Annotated in this window: 12 protein-coding genes, 1 pseudogene and 1 riboswitch; of the genes and pseudogenes, 3 read left to right on the top strand and 10 right to left on the bottom strand. The window is 36.2% G+C overall.

The genetic code is table 11. The annotated features are described in order from the left end of the window. Positions 1-111 precede the first annotated feature (111 nt). The 3 genes from V179_RS0102640 to V179_RS0102630 form a co-directional block, all read right to left on the bottom strand. Complete coding sequence (locus V179_RS0102640; RefSeq protein WP_028390151.1) at positions 112-783, bottom strand: methionine ABC transporter permease; 672 nt, start codon at positions 781-783, stop codon at positions 112-114. After that, entirely contained in the window at positions 773-1,786 is a 1,014-nt protein-coding gene (locus V179_RS0102635) for a methionine ABC transporter ATP-binding protein (protein WP_028390150.1), read from the bottom strand. The genes V179_RS0102640 and V179_RS0102635 overlap by 11 nt, the downstream gene beginning before the upstream one ends. 112 nt (positions 1,787-1,898) lie before the next feature. After that, positions 1,899-2,005, bottom strand: a riboswitch (SAM riboswitch). A 161-nt stretch (positions 2,006-2,166) separates the two neighbouring features. Continuing rightward, the gene (locus V179_RS0102630) at positions 2,167-2,949 is read right to left on the bottom strand and encodes a carbon-nitrogen family hydrolase (RefSeq protein WP_028390149.1); all 783 of its coding nucleotides are present in this window, start codon (positions 2,947-2,949) and stop codon (positions 2,167-2,169) included. A gap of 81 nt (positions 2,950-3,030) precedes the next feature. On the opposite strand from V179_RS0102630, the gene V179_RS0102625 reads away from it, so the two are divergent. Beyond that, positions 3,031-4,194, top strand: coding sequence for a pyridoxal phosphate-dependent aminotransferase (locus tag V179_RS0102625; protein WP_028390148.1), 1,164 nt, complete (start codon positions 3,031-3,033; stop codon positions 4,192-4,194). Positions 4,195-4,499: 305 nt separating this feature from the next. Further along, positions 4,500-5,789, top strand: coding sequence for an ATP-binding protein (locus tag V179_RS0102620; RefSeq protein ID WP_161632334.1), 1,290 nt, complete (start codon positions 4,500-4,502; stop codon positions 5,787-5,789). A 73-nt stretch (positions 5,790-5,862) separates the two neighbouring features. Here V179_RS0102620 and V179_RS0102615 read toward each other — a convergent pair whose 3' ends face one another. From V179_RS0102615 to mprF, 6 genes are all read right to left on the bottom strand, one after another. Continuing rightward, a complete protein-coding gene (locus V179_RS0102615; RefSeq protein WP_028390146.1) occupies positions 5,863-6,816 on the bottom strand; it encodes an FkbM family methyltransferase in 954 nt (317 codons plus the stop codon). Between the two features lie 432 nt (positions 6,817-7,248). Further along, on the bottom strand, positions 7,249-8,601 hold the full coding sequence (locus V179_RS0102610) for an FAD-binding oxidoreductase (RefSeq protein ID WP_028390145.1): 1,353 nt from the start codon (positions 8,599-8,601) through the stop codon (positions 7,249-7,251). 316 nt (positions 8,602-8,917) lie between these two features. Beyond that, positions 8,918-9,904: a diaminopimelate dehydrogenase gene (locus V179_RS0102605; protein WP_028390144.1), complete on the bottom strand. Its 987-nt coding sequence runs from the start codon at positions 9,902-9,904 to the stop codon at positions 8,918-8,920. 236 nt (positions 9,905-10,140) lie between these two features. Beyond that, positions 10,141-11,154, bottom strand: coding sequence for a DUF1646 family protein (locus tag V179_RS0102600; protein ID WP_028390143.1), 1,014 nt, complete (start codon positions 11,152-11,154; stop codon positions 10,141-10,143). A 450-nt stretch (positions 11,155-11,604) separates the two neighbouring features. After that, positions 11,605-12,525: a patatin-like phospholipase family protein gene (locus V179_RS0102595; RefSeq protein WP_028390142.1), complete on the bottom strand. Its 921-nt coding sequence runs from the start codon at positions 12,523-12,525 to the stop codon at positions 11,605-11,607. A gap of 448 nt (positions 12,526-12,973) precedes the next feature. Then, positions 12,974-15,508 carry a bifunctional lysylphosphatidylglycerol flippase/synthetase MprF gene (mprF, locus tag V179_RS0102590; protein ID WP_028390141.1) on the bottom strand — a complete coding sequence of 845 codons (2,535 nt, stop codon included), beginning with the start codon at positions 15,506-15,508 and terminating at the stop codon, positions 12,974-12,976. A gap of 646 nt (positions 15,509-16,154) precedes the next feature. On the opposite strand from mprF, the pseudogene V179_RS32290 reads away from it, so the two are divergent. Further along, positions 16,155-16,247, top strand: a pseudogene (locus V179_RS32290) (shikimate kinase); the annotation flags it as partial. A 341-nt stretch (positions 16,248-16,588) separates the two neighbouring features. Here V179_RS32290 and V179_RS0102585 read toward each other — a convergent pair. Next, positions 16,589-17,443 (bottom strand): MurR/RpiR family transcriptional regulator, encoded by an 855-nt coding sequence (locus tag V179_RS0102585; RefSeq protein WP_028390140.1) that lies wholly within the window; start codon positions 17,441-17,443, stop codon positions 16,589-16,591. Between the last annotated feature and the right edge of the window lie 12 nt (positions 17,444-17,455).

The following is a 17,455-nucleotide window of genomic DNA, read 5'->3' as shown; positions in this document are numbered from 1 at the left end:
TTGGAGGAATCGAAGAAGCGTAGGTGGGGGATAACTGCCCGTAAAAGCCCGATTGGTTCAACTAACAATTAGTAGGGGATGAAGAAAACCCCTACTGATTGAAGTTTCACTTTATCTTTTATCTACAACTTTAGCGATGAAATCACCAGCAAGTTGAATAATCTGAACTAAAATAATTAAAATAACTACTGTTGCAATCATAATCGTGTTGTCATAGCGATAATAACCAAAACGGATAGCTAAATCACCGATTCCACCGCCGCCAACAGTACCAGCCATAGCCGAAAATCCAATTAAACTGACGAGCGTTAACGTGACACCTGAGATAATGCCTGACTTGGCTTCTAGCAGTAGTACATCTTTAACGATCATCCATGGTGTTGCACCAGCAGCAATAGCTGCCTCAATGACACCTTTATCAATCTCACGCAATGCTGTCTCGACAATTCGAGCAAAAAACGGAATCGCGGCCACCGATAAAGATACGCTTGCTGCAGTAGGTCCAATTGTTGATCCTACGATCCAGTCCGTTAGTGGAAGTAGTGCAACTAATAAAATGATAAACGGAATCGAACGGACTAAATTCACTACAAATCCTAAACCATTTTTGAACCAGCGATTTTCTAAAAATAAACCTTTGTCCGTCACAAATAATAATATTCCAATCGGCAGACCGATCAGAACAGCAACGATTAACGAAATTGTAATCATATAAACTGTTTGCATAAATGCTAGATTTATATCTGGGATAAGTTCTATGAAATGATGATAATCAAAGCCCACCGCGTATCACCTCTACTTGTGCAGCCCGACCTTCAATAAACTGGAGTGAGCCCTCTATTTCTTCCTTTTCACCTTTTAATTCCATAATAAAGATGCCAAGTGGTATTTCCTGAATATATTCAATAGAACCGTGCAGAAAATTACCACTAACGTTAAACTGCTGAAGCATATCGGAAATAATTCCTTCAGAAGCAATCTTCCCTTTAAAGATCACTTTGACAATCGGTCCAGTGCATCCATTCAAAATCACTTCTGGGATTTCAAAAGATACAACACTTTCAATAAACTCATTGGTAAGTTCCGTCTGTGGGTTAGCAAAAATATCATATACCGCCCCTTCTTCAATAACCTTACCTGATTGCATAATAGCCATTCGATTACAAATTTCCTTTACAACATTCATTTCATGCGTAATTAAAACAATTGTAATATGAAGCTCTTTGTTAATTTTCTTCAATAAACTCAATATGGACTTTGTAGTAGTCGGATCTAGTGCTGATGTGGCCTCATCACATAAAAGCACCTTTGGGTTATTAGCAAGAGCCCGTGCAATTCCAACTCTTTGTTTTTGACCGCCACTTAATTGCGAAGGATATACGTCTTTTTTATCAGCAAGACCTACCATTTCGAGCAATTCTTCTACTCGCCCTTTTATTCGATTTGCTGGTACATTGGCAGCTTTTAAAGAAAAAGCAATATTATCAAATACAGTCTTTTGACTAATCAAATAAAAATGTTGGAAAATCATACCGATTTTCAACCTTGCTAAGCGTAAATCCTCACCTTTTAAAGATGTAAGATCGGTTCCATCCACTTTAATTTGACCTGAAGTAGGTCGCTCTAACAAATTAATGCAACGCAGCAATGAACTTTTTCCTGCTCCAGAATATCCAACAATTCCATAAATTTCGCCTTTTTGAATCGTTAGAGAGACGTCATCTACTCCCTTAACTAATCCTTTTTTCGTTTTATAAATCTTTGAAAGATTACGAATTTTAATCATACAATTCCTCACATTTCTCCAAATTGACAAGTCATTTAAAATATATAGACTTTTCATCCTACGAAAAATGCTCCCTTCAACTGAAAGGAGCATCGAAATACGAAAGAATCTCGACTTATCTTTCAGAATGAAGATCATTCTGCAGGATTGGCACCTTCCCAATTATTGGGGGTTGCCGGACGTCATAGGGCCTAGTCCCTCAGTCGCTCTGGATAAGTATCTTAAATTAAATTTAATGTAATTAATATATTATAAAACTATCCTATTATTGTCAATCTTTTAAAAAAACTAACTAAAAAGGGAAACTTCATTCAGTAGGGGGAACGGCCCGTTAAAGCGTGATAAACTCTACTACTCTAGCAGAGTACTAATTTTTCCCCTTATAATTCGTATAAATCCGTCCGCCTGTCTTTAAAAACGGGAATCGTCTTCCGCACCTGATCGACTTCCTCTAACTCAAGGTCCGCGTACAAGATCCCTTCCTCTGTTTGATTGCTAATTAGTAGCTCACCCCAAGGTGCAATGACCATGGAATGACCATTGAATTCATTATTTGGGTCATTACCGACACGGTTGACAGCCACGATAAAACACTGGTTTTCAATCGCCCTAGCTTGCAATAATAATTGCCAATGGTCAATACGTTGCTTTGGCCACTGAGCCGGGATAAACATAATCTTGGCTCCATTTAATGCATGTGTCCGAATCCATTCTGGAAACCGCAAATCATAACAGATGACCCCGCCACATGTAATGCCATTCATTTCAAATACATTCATACTTTGTCCTTCGTTTAAATATACATGCTCATCCATTAACTTGAATAAATGAGCTTTATCGTAGGCCGCGACAATTTTTCCAGTTCTATCCACGATATACATCGTATTAAAGTATTTGTCTCCTCTTTTTGTTGCTACTGAACCACCGACAATGTTCACTTGATGTTTTTTGGCCAGTTGAGACAGTAGCTTTCTTGTTATGCTTCCCTCTCGATCAGCCAGTCTGTCGAGTTGATCAAGAGCGTAGCCTGTATTCCACATTTCCGGAAAGACAATGACATCCGCTTGTGCTTTTGCCGCTTCTTCAATGTATTTCTCAATCGCTGTATAATTTTGATCTGGCTCCCCAAAAGCGATATCCATTTGTACACAAGCAATCTTCATTTTTGACACCTCTAGACTTTTTTATCTAAATATTATAAAATTTTAGATTAAATAGCAACTCTTACATAAAAGGTGGTTCACATGGAATATTCAGAGCGCTTAAAAAAATTACCAGTACAATTTTTTGCAAACCTAGTTGAAAAGGTAGGCAAGGCAGTTGCAGAAGGACGGGATGTTATTAATTTAGGGCAAGGTAACCCAGATCAGCCGACACCACCACACATCATCAAAGCTCTCCAAACTGCGGCAGAGGATCCACTAACTCATAAATACTCCCCGTTTAGAGGACTTAAAGAACTGAAGGAAGCTGCTAGCGAATTTTATTTGAAACAATATGGAGTAGCTATCGACCCAGAGACTGAAATAGCTATTTTATTTGGGACGAAAACAGGTCTAGTTGAGCTGCCAATGTGCTTGTTAAATGAAGGCGAACTAATGTTATTGCCTGATCCAGGATACCCGGATTATTTATCAGGTGCAGTGTTAGCGAATGTCGAATATAAAACATTCCCACTTAAAGCTGAAAATCAATTTTTACCTGATTTCAACGCCATTCCGCAAAAACAAAAAGAATCAGCAAAATTAATGTATCTTAACTATCCGAACAATCCGACTGGGGCTACAGTAGATCGGACTTTCTTCGAAGAAACAGTTGCTTTTGCAAAAAAACATTCAATCACGATTTTGCATGATTTTGCCTATGGCGCAATTGGATTTGATGGAAAAAAACCAGTAAGCTTTCTTGAGGTCAATGGTGCAAAAGACGTCGGCATAGAAATGTATACATTATCTAAAACCTATAATATGGCCGGCTGGCGCGTCGGCTTTGCGGTTGGTAATGCCAAAATTATCGAAGCTCTAAACCTTATCCAAGATCATTTATACTGCAGTCTTTTTCCAGCTGTGCAAAAGGCCGCAGTTGCAGCGCTAACAGATGATCAGCAATGTGTTGGAGAACTCGTCAACCGTTATGAACAACGTCGAAATGCCTTTATTACGGCATGCCAAAATATTGGCTGGAAAGTTGAAGCACCAACTGGATCGTTTTTCGCTTGGTTGCCGGTGCCTAGTGGGTTTACTAGTGAAACATTCGCCAATTATTTGCTTGAGAAAGCAGATGTAGCAGTTGCCGCCGGCAATGGGTTCGGTGAATATGGAGAAGGGTATATTCGTGTCGGTTTATTAGTGGATGAAAAGTTATTGGTAAAGGCCGTAGAACGGATCAAAAAACTCGAATTATTCTAATAATTAAATCTCATATAAATTTGAATCATAGAGGGCGTCCCATGAGCCAATGTGTCAGCCCCCACAATACTATATCTAGCGTGATTTCGATTTAAGATAATCTAGATGCAGTGCTGTGTGGGATCCAGAACACTTATGGGACACTCTCTCTTTTTTGTAAGAAAGTTCCTCGTCGTTTCTTTTGTTTGAAAATTCTTTCTTCTGTTATATATCACTAGTATTAATTTACTTATTTTGGTATGATTTACATATAATATTTCAACTATTCATACTACTATTGAAAGTTCGGTGCAACGATGGACCTTATGACGAAGGACTTACTTATCAATTTTTTATTTATTCTACTCTCTCTATGTTTAGTACAAATGGTTTATTTGGTTAAATATGTGTATCGTTTAGAAGAAATAAAAGGCTGGGTTATCGGTATTTTCCCAATAGTCTCTCTTATCCTATGCATGCTGCTTCCTGTAGCACTTGAAAAGAGTTTCATCTGGGACCTTCGCTGGATCCCCTTTATTTTAGGAAGTTTAATCGGAGGATTTCGTTTAGGTTTTTCACAATTGTTATTAGTCCTAATTATCCGCTATTTACAAGGTAATGATGTAGGTTTTTATGTTACAGCGATTACACATATCTACATCGGTTTACTCGCAATCTTTTTATCTAAATACTACTTAAATATGAACATTAAACAAAAACTAACATTAAGTTTTGCATTAACTCTATTTGCACTATCTAGTTCAGCGATTGTTTCAATACATATATTTCATGTAAAAATAGATAGCATATTCTGGACAAAGTATGTCGTCATACATATCATCGGCATGTTCATATCTACTCTTCTTTGGGAAGTGATCCAAACAAATTTTCAGGTGCTACAAAAGTTAGTAAAAGCTGAAAAGCTACAAATTGTGAGCCATCTTGCTGCAAGCATCTCTCATGAAGTTAGAAATCCGCTCACTGTCAGCCGCGGATTTATCCAAATGCTATCTGAAGGTGAAGCTACACAGGCAAGAAAAGAGTATGCAACTATTGCGTTACAAGAATTGGATCGTGCTACAGAAGTGATTAACGATTATTTAACTTTTGCTAAACCGGCATTCGACATAGAGGAAAATATTAATATTAATGAAGAAGTTCAACATGCCGTCAATGTAATCATCCCGTTAGCCAATATGAACGGAATACAGGTGAAGTTATCTTTAGTAGAGCATCATCATTATCTTGCTAAAGGGGACAAAAAAAAATTCCAACAGTGTTTGATTAATATCATGAAAAATGGAATTGAATCGATGGAAAATCATGGAGAAATTAACATCCATTTAGACTATATAGATACCACTCTCCATATTAATATCCAGGATGAAGGGGCAGGGATGACACAAGAACAAATCAATCGTCTTGGCGAGCCCTATTTTACAACTAAAGAAAAAGGAACCGGACTCGGAATGATGGTTTCGTATAGTATTATTAAAGGGATGAATGGACATATACATGTGACCAGTGAACACGGTAAAGGAACTTGTTTCTCTATTATTCTACCAGTACATGCGTATAAAAAAAAGTTAATTAGCAATACTCTATCTTTGACTTAAATCAACAAGATGAAATTGATAGAGAAGCGGGTGTCTCATAAGGGGCTGACCCTTTGCTTTTGGGACACCCTTTTTACATTTTTTTATGATGATCTTGTATGATAAAGTCAAATACTTCTATATTCTCTTCATCTGTTACAACTAGTAAATCTGTATGAATATTGTCAGTCCCCAAAATACCTTGTAAATCTTCATAATGAATGCTGTCTACTCTTACTAAAATATCGTCTGCTACATACATGTAAATCGTAAAGTATTTTTGCAAGAAAGAGAAAAAAGCGGCTACTATCATTCCTGATTTTTCAATATATTCACTATTAAATTCTATAAAACCAATCGCTGATTTACAGCTCTCTAGTAACCCGCTCATCCCTTTTAAAACAAACGCTTCATACCCTTCGACATCCACTTTAAAAAGAACGGTTCCATTTGTTGAGCCTTTCTTAAAGATTGAATCAATCGTAATGGTACGAACAGGCACCTTTTCAATCATATTGTGAGCAGGTATATAGGATGCCGAAGATGTTCCCGACCAATGCTTATCGATATAAAATTCTTTCTGTTCGTCGTTTTTGTCTGATGCAAAGGCATTGATAATCGTTATTTGTGTTTTATTCGGGTGAACTTCTCTCGACTTAATGATGTATTGAATCAAATGATGATTCGCTTCGATTCCATAGATGATCGCTCCTACGGGATAGGTTGTTGAAAAAAGACATTCACCATAGTTTACCCCAACATCTATGATCAGATTTGGCGAGAATTCTTTTACAGATGTACTCCAAAAATAAGAAAGTCGCTTTTGTGTGATGCCATCACTAATTAATAATGCTCTACCACGATTCTCCTCTGAGTTAACATAAAGAACATTGGATGATGATAATACAATTTTGTTGGGAATTTTATTAATGTTTAATGTTTTATATTTAAGGAAGATCCCCAAGTCAATTAATATTCTCCAAGTTTTTGGGTGTCGCTCCCACATATTCATTATAAAAGGGGAACGAACTACAACTTTTGATATCAAGATCTGCCCTCCTATTTGTTTTCTCCAATAGAAGCTAATATTCTACTACTGATTTCTTTAATGTTTCGGGAAAATCCTTCAACAGAATCATAGATTAACAAAACATTTACATTCATTAAAGGACATGGGGACGGGGCTTCGCGACTTACTAATCTAGCTAATCTACTTTGCAGCTATACATACTTTATTAAGAAAGTACTGCAAAATCCGGCTCCGCACCGCCACCATTGTATTTAGGCGAGTGTATCGTGCTACAGGATGGGGCTTTCATGGTAAACGGTGGTGGTGCTTAACGTCATACCCATTTCATTCGTTTGATAATATCCAAAAGGAAAATTATGAATACTTCATGAAGGTCGAGAAGAGTACAATCAAAAAAGAAAATGACTCGTTGAATAAACCCACTACCTTCAGAGTCATCTCCTTTCTGTATTAAAATATTCGTTTGTTGTAAGGAGGAATACTTTGAGGAAAGGTAAATACATTATACGGATCATATGCGGTTTTAACTTTTCTTAGCCGGCTGACATTTTCCCCATAGTAGGTTGTTGGCCAATCTTTGATATAAATATCTGGCCAGTTCACATAATCACCCATCGTATCCTTCGATAGCGCTCTTCTGAGCCTTTCAATCCACTCGACGTTTTTCCGTTCCTCACGCTCGGTATTCCAAGAAGAAATATACTCTTGGCCGATAATGGCTTCTCGATAATAGTAAGCTGTATCTTTAGGATCAAATCGGCTCACTGCACCTCCCAGTGATTGGTGCCATATCGCTGCATTTTCGTTAGGTGCGTTTGACAAAAATTGTTTCATCTTTAAAATGGCTTTGCTTGAAAGAGGTTTTTCTATAAAAGAACCAGAACGCTTAAAATGTGTTGGTCGATCTCCGCTTGGAGAATCAAAAAATTTGACCGTGTCAATATACGGTACCTCTTTTACTCTTTGATCTATAGGGCTGCCAGCTTCCAATAATGGCTGAATTAGTTGCTTTAATTTTGTAGCGGGACCAACAAACTCCCCTAGTACTTCAATTCTATTTACTTCCTTTGCTCTTAATTCAATTGTAGAAGTAAGGCGTTTATTCGTAAAAGGTGCCCAATTCTGCCAGACGTTAAATACCTCTTCAAAATCCTCCCATTCCCATGTAATTGAGAAAATCGATACGTCTGAGATTGGATGGACCCTGAATGTAAGTGACGTGACAATGCCAAAGTTCCCACCACCACCACCACGGGAAGCCCAGAATAAATCGCTATTTTCATACTTATTTGCTTTAATGACTTCCGCGCCTCTATTGGAAGAAGCTTTAACCATTTCAATTTCAAGAAGATTATCACAAGTTAGTCCATATAACCTTGTTAATAAACCAATTCCTCCGCCAAGTGTGAGGCCGACAATCCCGGTATTAATAGATGTTCCGGCGGGAATGGTGACTCCATATTTCCATAATTCTTGATATACTTTCCCTAATCCCGCACCCGCCTCAATCTTCGCGGTTAAACTTTGGCGATTACATATGATTTGATTCATTTCACTTACATCAATAACCAGACCTCTGTTCAATAAAGAAAAATTTTCAAAACTATGGCGACCGCTTCTCAAACGGAAAGGAACCCGATTCTCCCTTGCCCATTTTAATGCATTCACTATATCTTCAACATTTTGACAAAAAACGATTACCTTTGGAAACTTAGGTATGCTCAAATTCAGATTTGTTCTCGCTTGCTCATAATCAGAATCTTTCGGTGTTACAATTCGACCTGTCAGTTTCGTCTTTTCCACAAAGAATCCCCTTTCTACAGTTGATAATGGCTTTAATTGTGTGAAGGGTTTTTCTATAAATATTATGAAGCAATTTTAGGAAAAGACCTTTAAAGAAAATACTCTCTGAACTATATCGAAAAAGAAGATTACAAGTCAGAATCTCATGATTACGCGCCAGCATGGGTCTCTCTCATAAGCAAAAGAGCCAAACCCCGCAGCAACTAAATACAGTATAAGTACGTGTATAAAACACTGCATACTGATTTAGTGTGCGAGGTCTGACCCTCTTTTTTGTTATATTTGCTAGCTTCCGGTAACTCTCATAAAGAAAATTCTACAATAGATCTCTTCTTAATTCTTCTGCAGATTTTGGAGATAAATATACAGGTGCAACTTCATAAACGGTTTTGGCACCAACTTGTCCCTCTTTGTTTAAGCGATATGCAGCTCGTGCATATGCGACTAATACACTTGCAGTAAACTCTGGATTGCTATCAAGATTTAGTGAGAATTCAATAATTTGTTTATTGCCTGATCCTGTTTTCCCACCACGAATAACAAAACCACCGTGTGGCAATTTTGAGTGATTCTCTTTTAATTCTTCTTCTGTAATAAAGTTCACTTTCGTTTCATAATCGGCAAAGTAGTTCGGCATCGTTACAATATCTTGTTCGATTTTGGCTTGATCATATCCTTCTTCTGCTACTACATAGCAAACGCGAAGGTGTTTCTCTGCAGTTGTTAATTCAGGATTTGCACCACTTCTTACTTTTTCAACTGCCTCTTCGATTGGTACGGTATATTGAACAGCACCTTTCACACCTTCAACTCTACGAACAGCATCTGAATGTCCTTGGCTGACACCTTCCCCCCAGAATGAGTAATTTTCCCCGTTCGGCAAAATAGCTTCTGCCATTAAACGATTGATCGAGAACAAACCTGGATCCCAGCCAACAGAGATGATGCTCGTCTTCCCACTTTCTTTTGCAGAACGATCAACTGAATTAAAATATTCAGGAATTTTAGCATGTGTGTCATAACTATCTATCGTGTTAAACATTTTTGCAAAATCTGGACCTTGTTCTGGAAGATCAGTTGCCGATCCTCCGCATAAAATCATTACATCAATTTCATCCTTATAATTCTCAGCTTGAGAGATATGTAAGACCTTCACATTTGGTTCATTTACCGAGATACTGTCGGGTGTTCTTCTTGTAAAAATAGCAACAAGTTCCATATCCGGACATTGTTTAATTGCGTCTACTGTTCCTCTACCAAGATTACCATACCCTACGATACCTACTTTAATTTGATTGCTCATCGTTTTCCCCTCCATCATTGAACATTTCGAGGACATTCATAGTCCTTCATAATATTATATTACTTTTTTTGTGTGGCACACAAATATGAGATGAAGATTGATTTATTTCAAAAGTTAGATTGATTCAGAGAGTTACCCTTGAATATACATAGTTAGACCAGTTTTTATCCTACAAAGGAAACCTTGTGGCTCCTTTGTCGTATTAGTGTTGTTTCTCTAATAAGATCCCTAATCTATTAAAATAAAGTGATAACAATAAAGAAAACAAACATAGTAACTAAACCAACAGGTAGACCGAATTTCGCCCATTCCTTGCTTGTGATCCCTAGTTTTCCAGCTGATATGATATTCGGGATATTGCCTGGTATCAGCATTCCACCACTTATTAATAGACCAAGTAGAATCGCCTTAATAGTCGGTTCATCCATCGAAGGGCTAATTTCAGCTGCAGCGAGAGTCGCATTATCAAGGACTGCTGAAATCATATTAATCCAGTATAAGATCCCCGTATTTAAATCCAGCAGGTAACGGTTGATCAACGTTTCAAAACCTTCCCCTAGAAGCGTCAGCCCCATTACAAACAAATAAATTTTTATCGTTCTAATAATAATTTCACGATAGGTTTCCCTCGATTGATTATTGGACAATCCATCTTGATTTTGTTTCGGATGAACCAGTAACGCAGCAAGAATCCCAAAAATCAGCACAGCAGGAATAACTTCAGGGCCAATTAATCGGAAGAGGTAAAAGAAATCTTCTCCTAATTTACTGATAGCAATAGTTGAAAGTGGCTCACCAATTGGTGTTAATGCTGCTCCAAGACCGATTGAGAAACAGGCTAAAACAACAAGTCGAACCTCTGATTGACGGTCAAGTGTAAGAACACTGACAATAAGAACTAAAATTAAAGCAGCGATAATTGCTGTAATTACACTTGAAAGCAATCCTAAGATAATAACGATTAGAGCAATAAATAACCGAAAAGGCATCGCACGACTTATGCCTAGAATTGTTTTTTCCAAAGGCGTCTTAAGCCATTTAAATAATAGTCCAGCTACCAAAACAGCAATCGTAATTTTAATCGGATCCTCTAATGCTTTAATTAGAAGATGCTTGTCAAATACGCCACCTACAATTGCAGCTAAAAAACCCATGATAAACAAAAATACTTCTAAATTCTCTTCAATGTGTTTGATAAAAAAAGGCAAAAATAACACAAGAAGTAAAATAATTAACAACCCAATAATCATTGAATTCTCCCTTTCAAACAAGCTTTGCTTGTAGCAAAATAATATGTATGACTCTCAATAAAACTATTTTAACATATAACCTGTCATGTTAGTTATATTATTCTGATAATTCAACCAACATTTCAATCTATTAGCCAATACAATGAGGCTTTTTCCAGTCTACTGAACAAAAATGAATGAAAGAATCCTTATCAATGAAGGATTCCGACAAACACCTTGCGATGAAACCTAAGAAACTATCATAAAGTAATTTACGATAGTTTCCTTTGATTACTCAGTTCATTACAGATTCAGATCGTAAAAAAGATATGAAGGCACAAACCTTTCCTATGACTAAAACACCGCTTGCAGAAATAATGGTTACTATTTCAAGCAAAACTGGCTAAACAGAAAACACATGTAACGAAAAGATCCTGCTCTTTTGTTTGAAGGGATAGAGTTTTCTTTTAACTACTTATTCTTCACTCTTTGGCTTCGCTTGATCTTATATTGTTCAAAATCCCACTTCGACAAAAATTCTTTAGTGGAATTATAGCCTGATCTATAGAGAAAATCGATTTCATCTTTATTCAGTTCAAAATCAGTTGCGCTGATATCACCAGTAGGGATTTGAATCGTGCGCTCAATCGTTTCTTCTTTCATATATCTTAAATCATGGGCTTGAAGCATCGTTTTAAATATATTTTTAAAAAGGTGGATTGGCGTTGGTATAACTGCATTTATGTTCACTTCATTTTTCACAAAATGGAAGCCAAACGTTGGAAAGCGGGGATTGTCTGTATCGAATATCCATATTGGGAAGTTACTAAGTAATCCACCATCTAAAATGTAGGATTTGTTACGGTCTTTTGATTTCCAAATAACCGGACGGAAGAAAAATGGTAATGAGGTACTCATCATAATGGCAGTTGAAACTTTTAAATCAGCAGGAGTCATTCCATAGCGAACCAAATCATCTGGCAAAATAAGCAATTGGCCGTTCGAAATATCGGAAGCAATTATCTTCAACTTGCCTTCTGGAAGATCGGCAAATGTCTTAATTCCTTTTACTGCAAGAAGTGAATCGACCCATGTTTCTAAATAATTGTTTTTATAAATTCCAAGATGTACCACAAGCGCTAAAAAGGTACCGATTATGGGGACTCGATTCAAGATCGTTCTGCCTCTTAGCTTTGAGAAATCAAGTTTACTTAGCTCGTCTCTAATTTCATAGCTTTTATAACCACTTGCCACCAGTGCAGCGATGACGGCGCCTGCTGATGTTCCAGCCAATCGTTCCCACTCAACGTTCTCCTCCTCCATCGCCTGAATCGCTCCAATAAAAGCAATTCCCCTGATCCCACCACCTTCAAAAACAGCATCTACCTTCAATGTACTTCACCTCGTAAAAATTATTCATTACTAAACTACTATGATAGTAGATTAGTAATCACCTCTAGTAAAATTGCATAATTCCTTTTATTTTTCGACTTCGAAATTTGATAAAAAGACGGGTCCACGCTATGCAAACCCGTTTAAAACAGCTGAATTCAGATACCAATGATGACAGCTTTTCTTTATTCTATGTAAGGAGACAAGCTTTTGCTATAAGTCTTAGTCTAATTTGATATGGCATTTTAAAACGTTCTGACTAAGTAAATATAAACCGTTATATTTACTTAGTCACTCTTACAGATATTTTGCTTTCATAAGCTCAATAGGACATTGTACCTTTTTCGATGTGTTTCTTCCGTCCAGAATGGAACAAGGATGATTTTAAATATTTTCACACTTTCAAAAGAACACTTTTTTCAAAGTTAGAAAGAAAATGACTAGCTTCTCATTTTTTTCTTTTCTTCCCAATCAATAAGGTGATTTGTGTCATAGTAATAGGCAATGAAGTTTTCTTTCGGTAAGCTAAATATTTAGGATGCCATATATCTGCATATTTTTCTTTAAATTTTCTTAAACCATGAAATGAATAGAGAAATTGACCATGCATAAATATTTGGGAAGCTACTTTCTCACTTAAAAATGAATACTTTGAAATTCCAACATTAGATAAAGGTGCCATCCCTATATTAAAGGATTTATATCCTTCCTCTTTTGCCCATTCAAATAAGGATAGAAAAACAAAGTCCATCGTTCCAGAAGGGGCATCCTTACCAAATCGCATTAAATCCAAAGAGATCGTATCTTTTTTATCGTAAACCGGCATAATGGTTACAAATCCAAGAATCCCCTTTCCTTCAGCTTTCACAATGGCAATCTCAGCTTTATTGAGGTAATTCTCATCAAAAAAGCCGAGGGAAAAACCTTTTTCCGTTCTTCCTTGAAGCCATTCATTGGATATTCCCCTAAGTTCCTTCATGAAATCTTCATCAAAAGGAGGGGCTACAATTTCAAAATGATAATTCTCTCGTTCAAACTTGTTTTTTACTGCCCTGGCTCCTTTCATTTTTTTCCCACTATATGAAAAATGGTCTAAATCAACATATGCTTCTTCGCCAAGTTTAAAAAAGTCATAACCGTTTTCATGAAGATAAGGGAGCATCGTATTGCTGACTTCATAAAAGACAGGTGTAAATCCATAAAGATCAGATGTTTCACGGAATTCTTCGATTGCAAGAAGCAATTCATCGCGTTCACCGATCGGGTCTCCAAGGACCACTAGCTTGTCAGAAAATATCTGATAAGAAAACATGACATTGTGCTTTTGATTCCAATAGATATATTTATCATGTAAAAAAATTAAATGCGTTAGAACCGTTCCATTATATCGATCTAAGTGTTCAATAATTTCATCTTCCTGAGCAAGGGATGTTTCCATACTCCATCTTTTATCCCGACTTAACAAATAACCCGCAATAAATAGAGAGAAAGCAATAAGCAAGCCAATTAAAGCACTATTAAATAAGTCATGATAATCTTGAATCACAAACGGCGATAGCTTTGAATTTACTTTCAATTTGGAGGTAGGTAAATTTGAATATCCAATTAAGACATACATTAAGGTAATCATGACAAACACAGCTATATCAAAAATCGTTTTGCCCCAGCTTAATATAAAATTTTCTCTGTAAAAACGATTTTTTGACATTCTCAGGAGCACAATAACAATCAAAAGGTACAATGCCTCTTCATAATCAAGTCCTTTAAAGAAAGAAAATAAGGCGGCCAAAAACAATACAGCCATAGTTAGAGAATATGACCGTTTCACCTTATACTGAATACTTCGGGATAAACCAAGCAAGATAAAACCTGTTGCAACGGAGAGCTGATGAGATATATTCATGATTGGCAATGATAAAAATTCCTGGGCAATTTGTAACCTTCCGATAATTCCTGGTACTGCCGCTGAAAGAAGTAAAATAATTCCTGAAAAAAACACCAAAAAGGTTAATATTACATGGCTTATCCTCACCATGACCACTTTGGGTAGATTGTTCCATGATTTATTCCACTTGTTCCAAAAATCTTTGATAAAAAGAAAAACTCCTACTAAAAATGGAAGGATAAAATAGCCGATACGATAAAATAGCAATACGACTAGCACTTTCTCATCTGGAACACCCAGTGCATGGGTTCCCCAAATAAAGACTAAATCAAAGGATCCAAAGCCCCCAGGAATCATACTGATAATACCAGCACATGAAGCAACGATAAAAACAGGGACAAGATCGTTAAAATAAATGGGTAGCTTCAAAATAAAAGATAATAACCAAATGCATAGAAATGCGCCTATCCATTCAAGTAAAGAAACAATGAGTAGTTTTATCATAATTCCAAGATCAGTACCTGAACCAGTAGCTTTTTGGCGTTGGATGATATGTACAATAATAAAAAGCGGCAAATATATACTTACGGCTACAACGGCCCAGAAAAGCCATCTTGTCTCTTGAATCAAAGGGGCATTCCTATAAGCGACAAGTACAATCCAGGAAAGTAAAGAGATACCTGTAAGATAAAAAAGTGAAACAAATGCAATTTTTTTCACCAGTCTTTTCCTGTCAGCTTCGTATTCATTATAGAAATATGTTCTTAGCGTAGCTCCAACAAGACCTCCAAAACCAATTAAATTTGAAAAAGAATTCGCGATAAGAGACTTTTTTACCAACTCTTTCAGAGGAACTTTAATACCTAATATTTTCGCTAGAAATACATCATAAAAAACCATAGGGAAAATGGAACAAAAAGTAAGAAGAAGAATAAAGATCGTCTTAGCAAAATGCAACTGGCTTACTTCATGACGAAGCATTTGAATATCTATGTTTCCAGTAAATTTTTTTATTTCAAAGACTGCAAGTACTAATAAAATCAGTGGAAAAATAATTTTTACAGACTTAAAAATCTTGGCTTTATTTAACCTTTTCATACTCATTCACCTCGTATATTTCTCCTTGGTAACTATCCTTAGACAGATACAATTTGAAACTGGTATTCGTTTCTATTTCAGAAATTACAAATGACTATGACTATAAAAGTCAGGGTACCAACACCGTAATTTACATCTGATCAATCTTATAACTGTTTAAGACATTTTTACCACGGACTTTTCCTTCAAACGTGTTTGTTCTTTCCATTCTTGAAAGCCATCATCTTATTGTCTCTAAACTCTTAAAAAATAAAACCGCGATTTCGATTTTTGTTCTTTATTTTTCTGTTTTCACAAATTAGTAAAAGTTTCCTTTAAAAATGTACACATTTGAAATGACAAAAAAATCGGGAGATAGTGTGAATATGATGTTTAACGTAGGTAAAATTATTACTCGAAATGCAGGGACTAAGAAAAGATAAAGACAATAACTTGTTTTGATTTTAGATTGTGTATATCTCCTTTTTAGCACGTTGTTTTTACCGTTCGTTTATAGCTTCATGTTTCCCCTTCAAGTTCCTTCTGAACAATTAATTCATTTAAAGACTATGGAATGTAAACAAGTTGAAGTCCTTATAATTTAAGTCTTGATTTCGGAATATATGAAGGCTTTTTATAATAGAAGTCGAAGTAGGTAGATAGTAGAAAGTCAAAAGGTGGCGAGTTTTATTTTGTTGAATTAGAAGCTGATATCGAAGAAAGGCTTAAACCAACAAAAAGAAATATTGAGCACTCTGAACTATAATGGTGTATGGAGCATTATTGTTTTACACGTAAGAAGAGAGGCTGTCCCAAACAAGACAACCTCTCCCTTATTTTATGTACTTTTTTCATTTCTGTCTTGATTATGTATTGAGTTAACCTTTTATGTCCTATCTCGCACTAAAGCCTTCCTCTCAAGTAGAACAAATTTCCTTTTTCGAGGTCGTAACTAATCAAGTAGAAATAAAAAAGGCTTCCCGAATCAAAGGAACACCCCAAATAGCCTAAGCACAAATTGTTATGATCTGTTCTATTAGGAAATTGTCCCGTCATCTCACATAATGGCGTTTGCCAGTGCTTTTGCTCGTTTAGATACTCTTAGAGCATTTTAGAAATAACTGCCTTTGCCGTACTTTCTTTATTAATGACAGCGTCCTCATATGTTCGATTAAAAAATTCTGCATATAGAATATCTAATAAGTATAGCTGTGATATTTTTGCTGATAAACTTCCCCCTTGAAGAGGACCTTCGTTTCCACCACAAAGCAAAGTGATATCTGAATAATTTGTTAAAGGTGATTTGGCAAATCGAGTGATGACAATAATCTTGGCTCCTCTTTCCTTTGCACATTTTGCTACTTCAATCATATCTTTAGTTGATCCTGAATAAGAAATAAGAATTGCAACATCATTTTCGGTCATTAATGCTGCTGACATAATTTGCAGATGAGAATCAATTGCACACTCTGTTTTGTTACAGATTCTCATAAACTTATTTTTAGCTTCCATAGCTGTCATTAATGAAGCACCTACACCAAAGAAATGAATTCTTTCAGCCTTAATCATACTATCAATAGATTGAATAATAGCATCATTATTCATATTGTTATAGGTTTCTGTAAGCGCACTGATATTTGTTGTTAATATCTTGGATGAAATCTCCTCAATTGTATCTTGGATATTAATCTGACCAGAAAGCTGTGGAGTTTCATCATCATGTGAAATACTATGAGCTAAAGCAATTTTAAATTCCTGATACCCCTTTAGTTTCATCGTTTTACAAAATCTAAATACACTAGACTCACCGACACTACAAGCATCAGCTAAATCTGTGATCGACATGTATATGACTTCCTTTGTATGTTCAAGGATATAGTCAGCTACTTTTTTCTCCGTATTTGTAAATGAATTGTATCTGGCGTGAATGAGCGGAAAAATATCAGTCTTATTCATTAAACACCTCTT

Origin of the sequence: Bacillus cihuensis, assembly GCF_000504145.1 — a bacterium.
Lineage (GTDB): Bacteria > Bacillota > Bacilli > Bacillales > DSM-1321 > Peribacillus > Peribacillus huizhouensis.
This window is presented reverse-complemented; position numbering and strand designations above follow the sequence as displayed.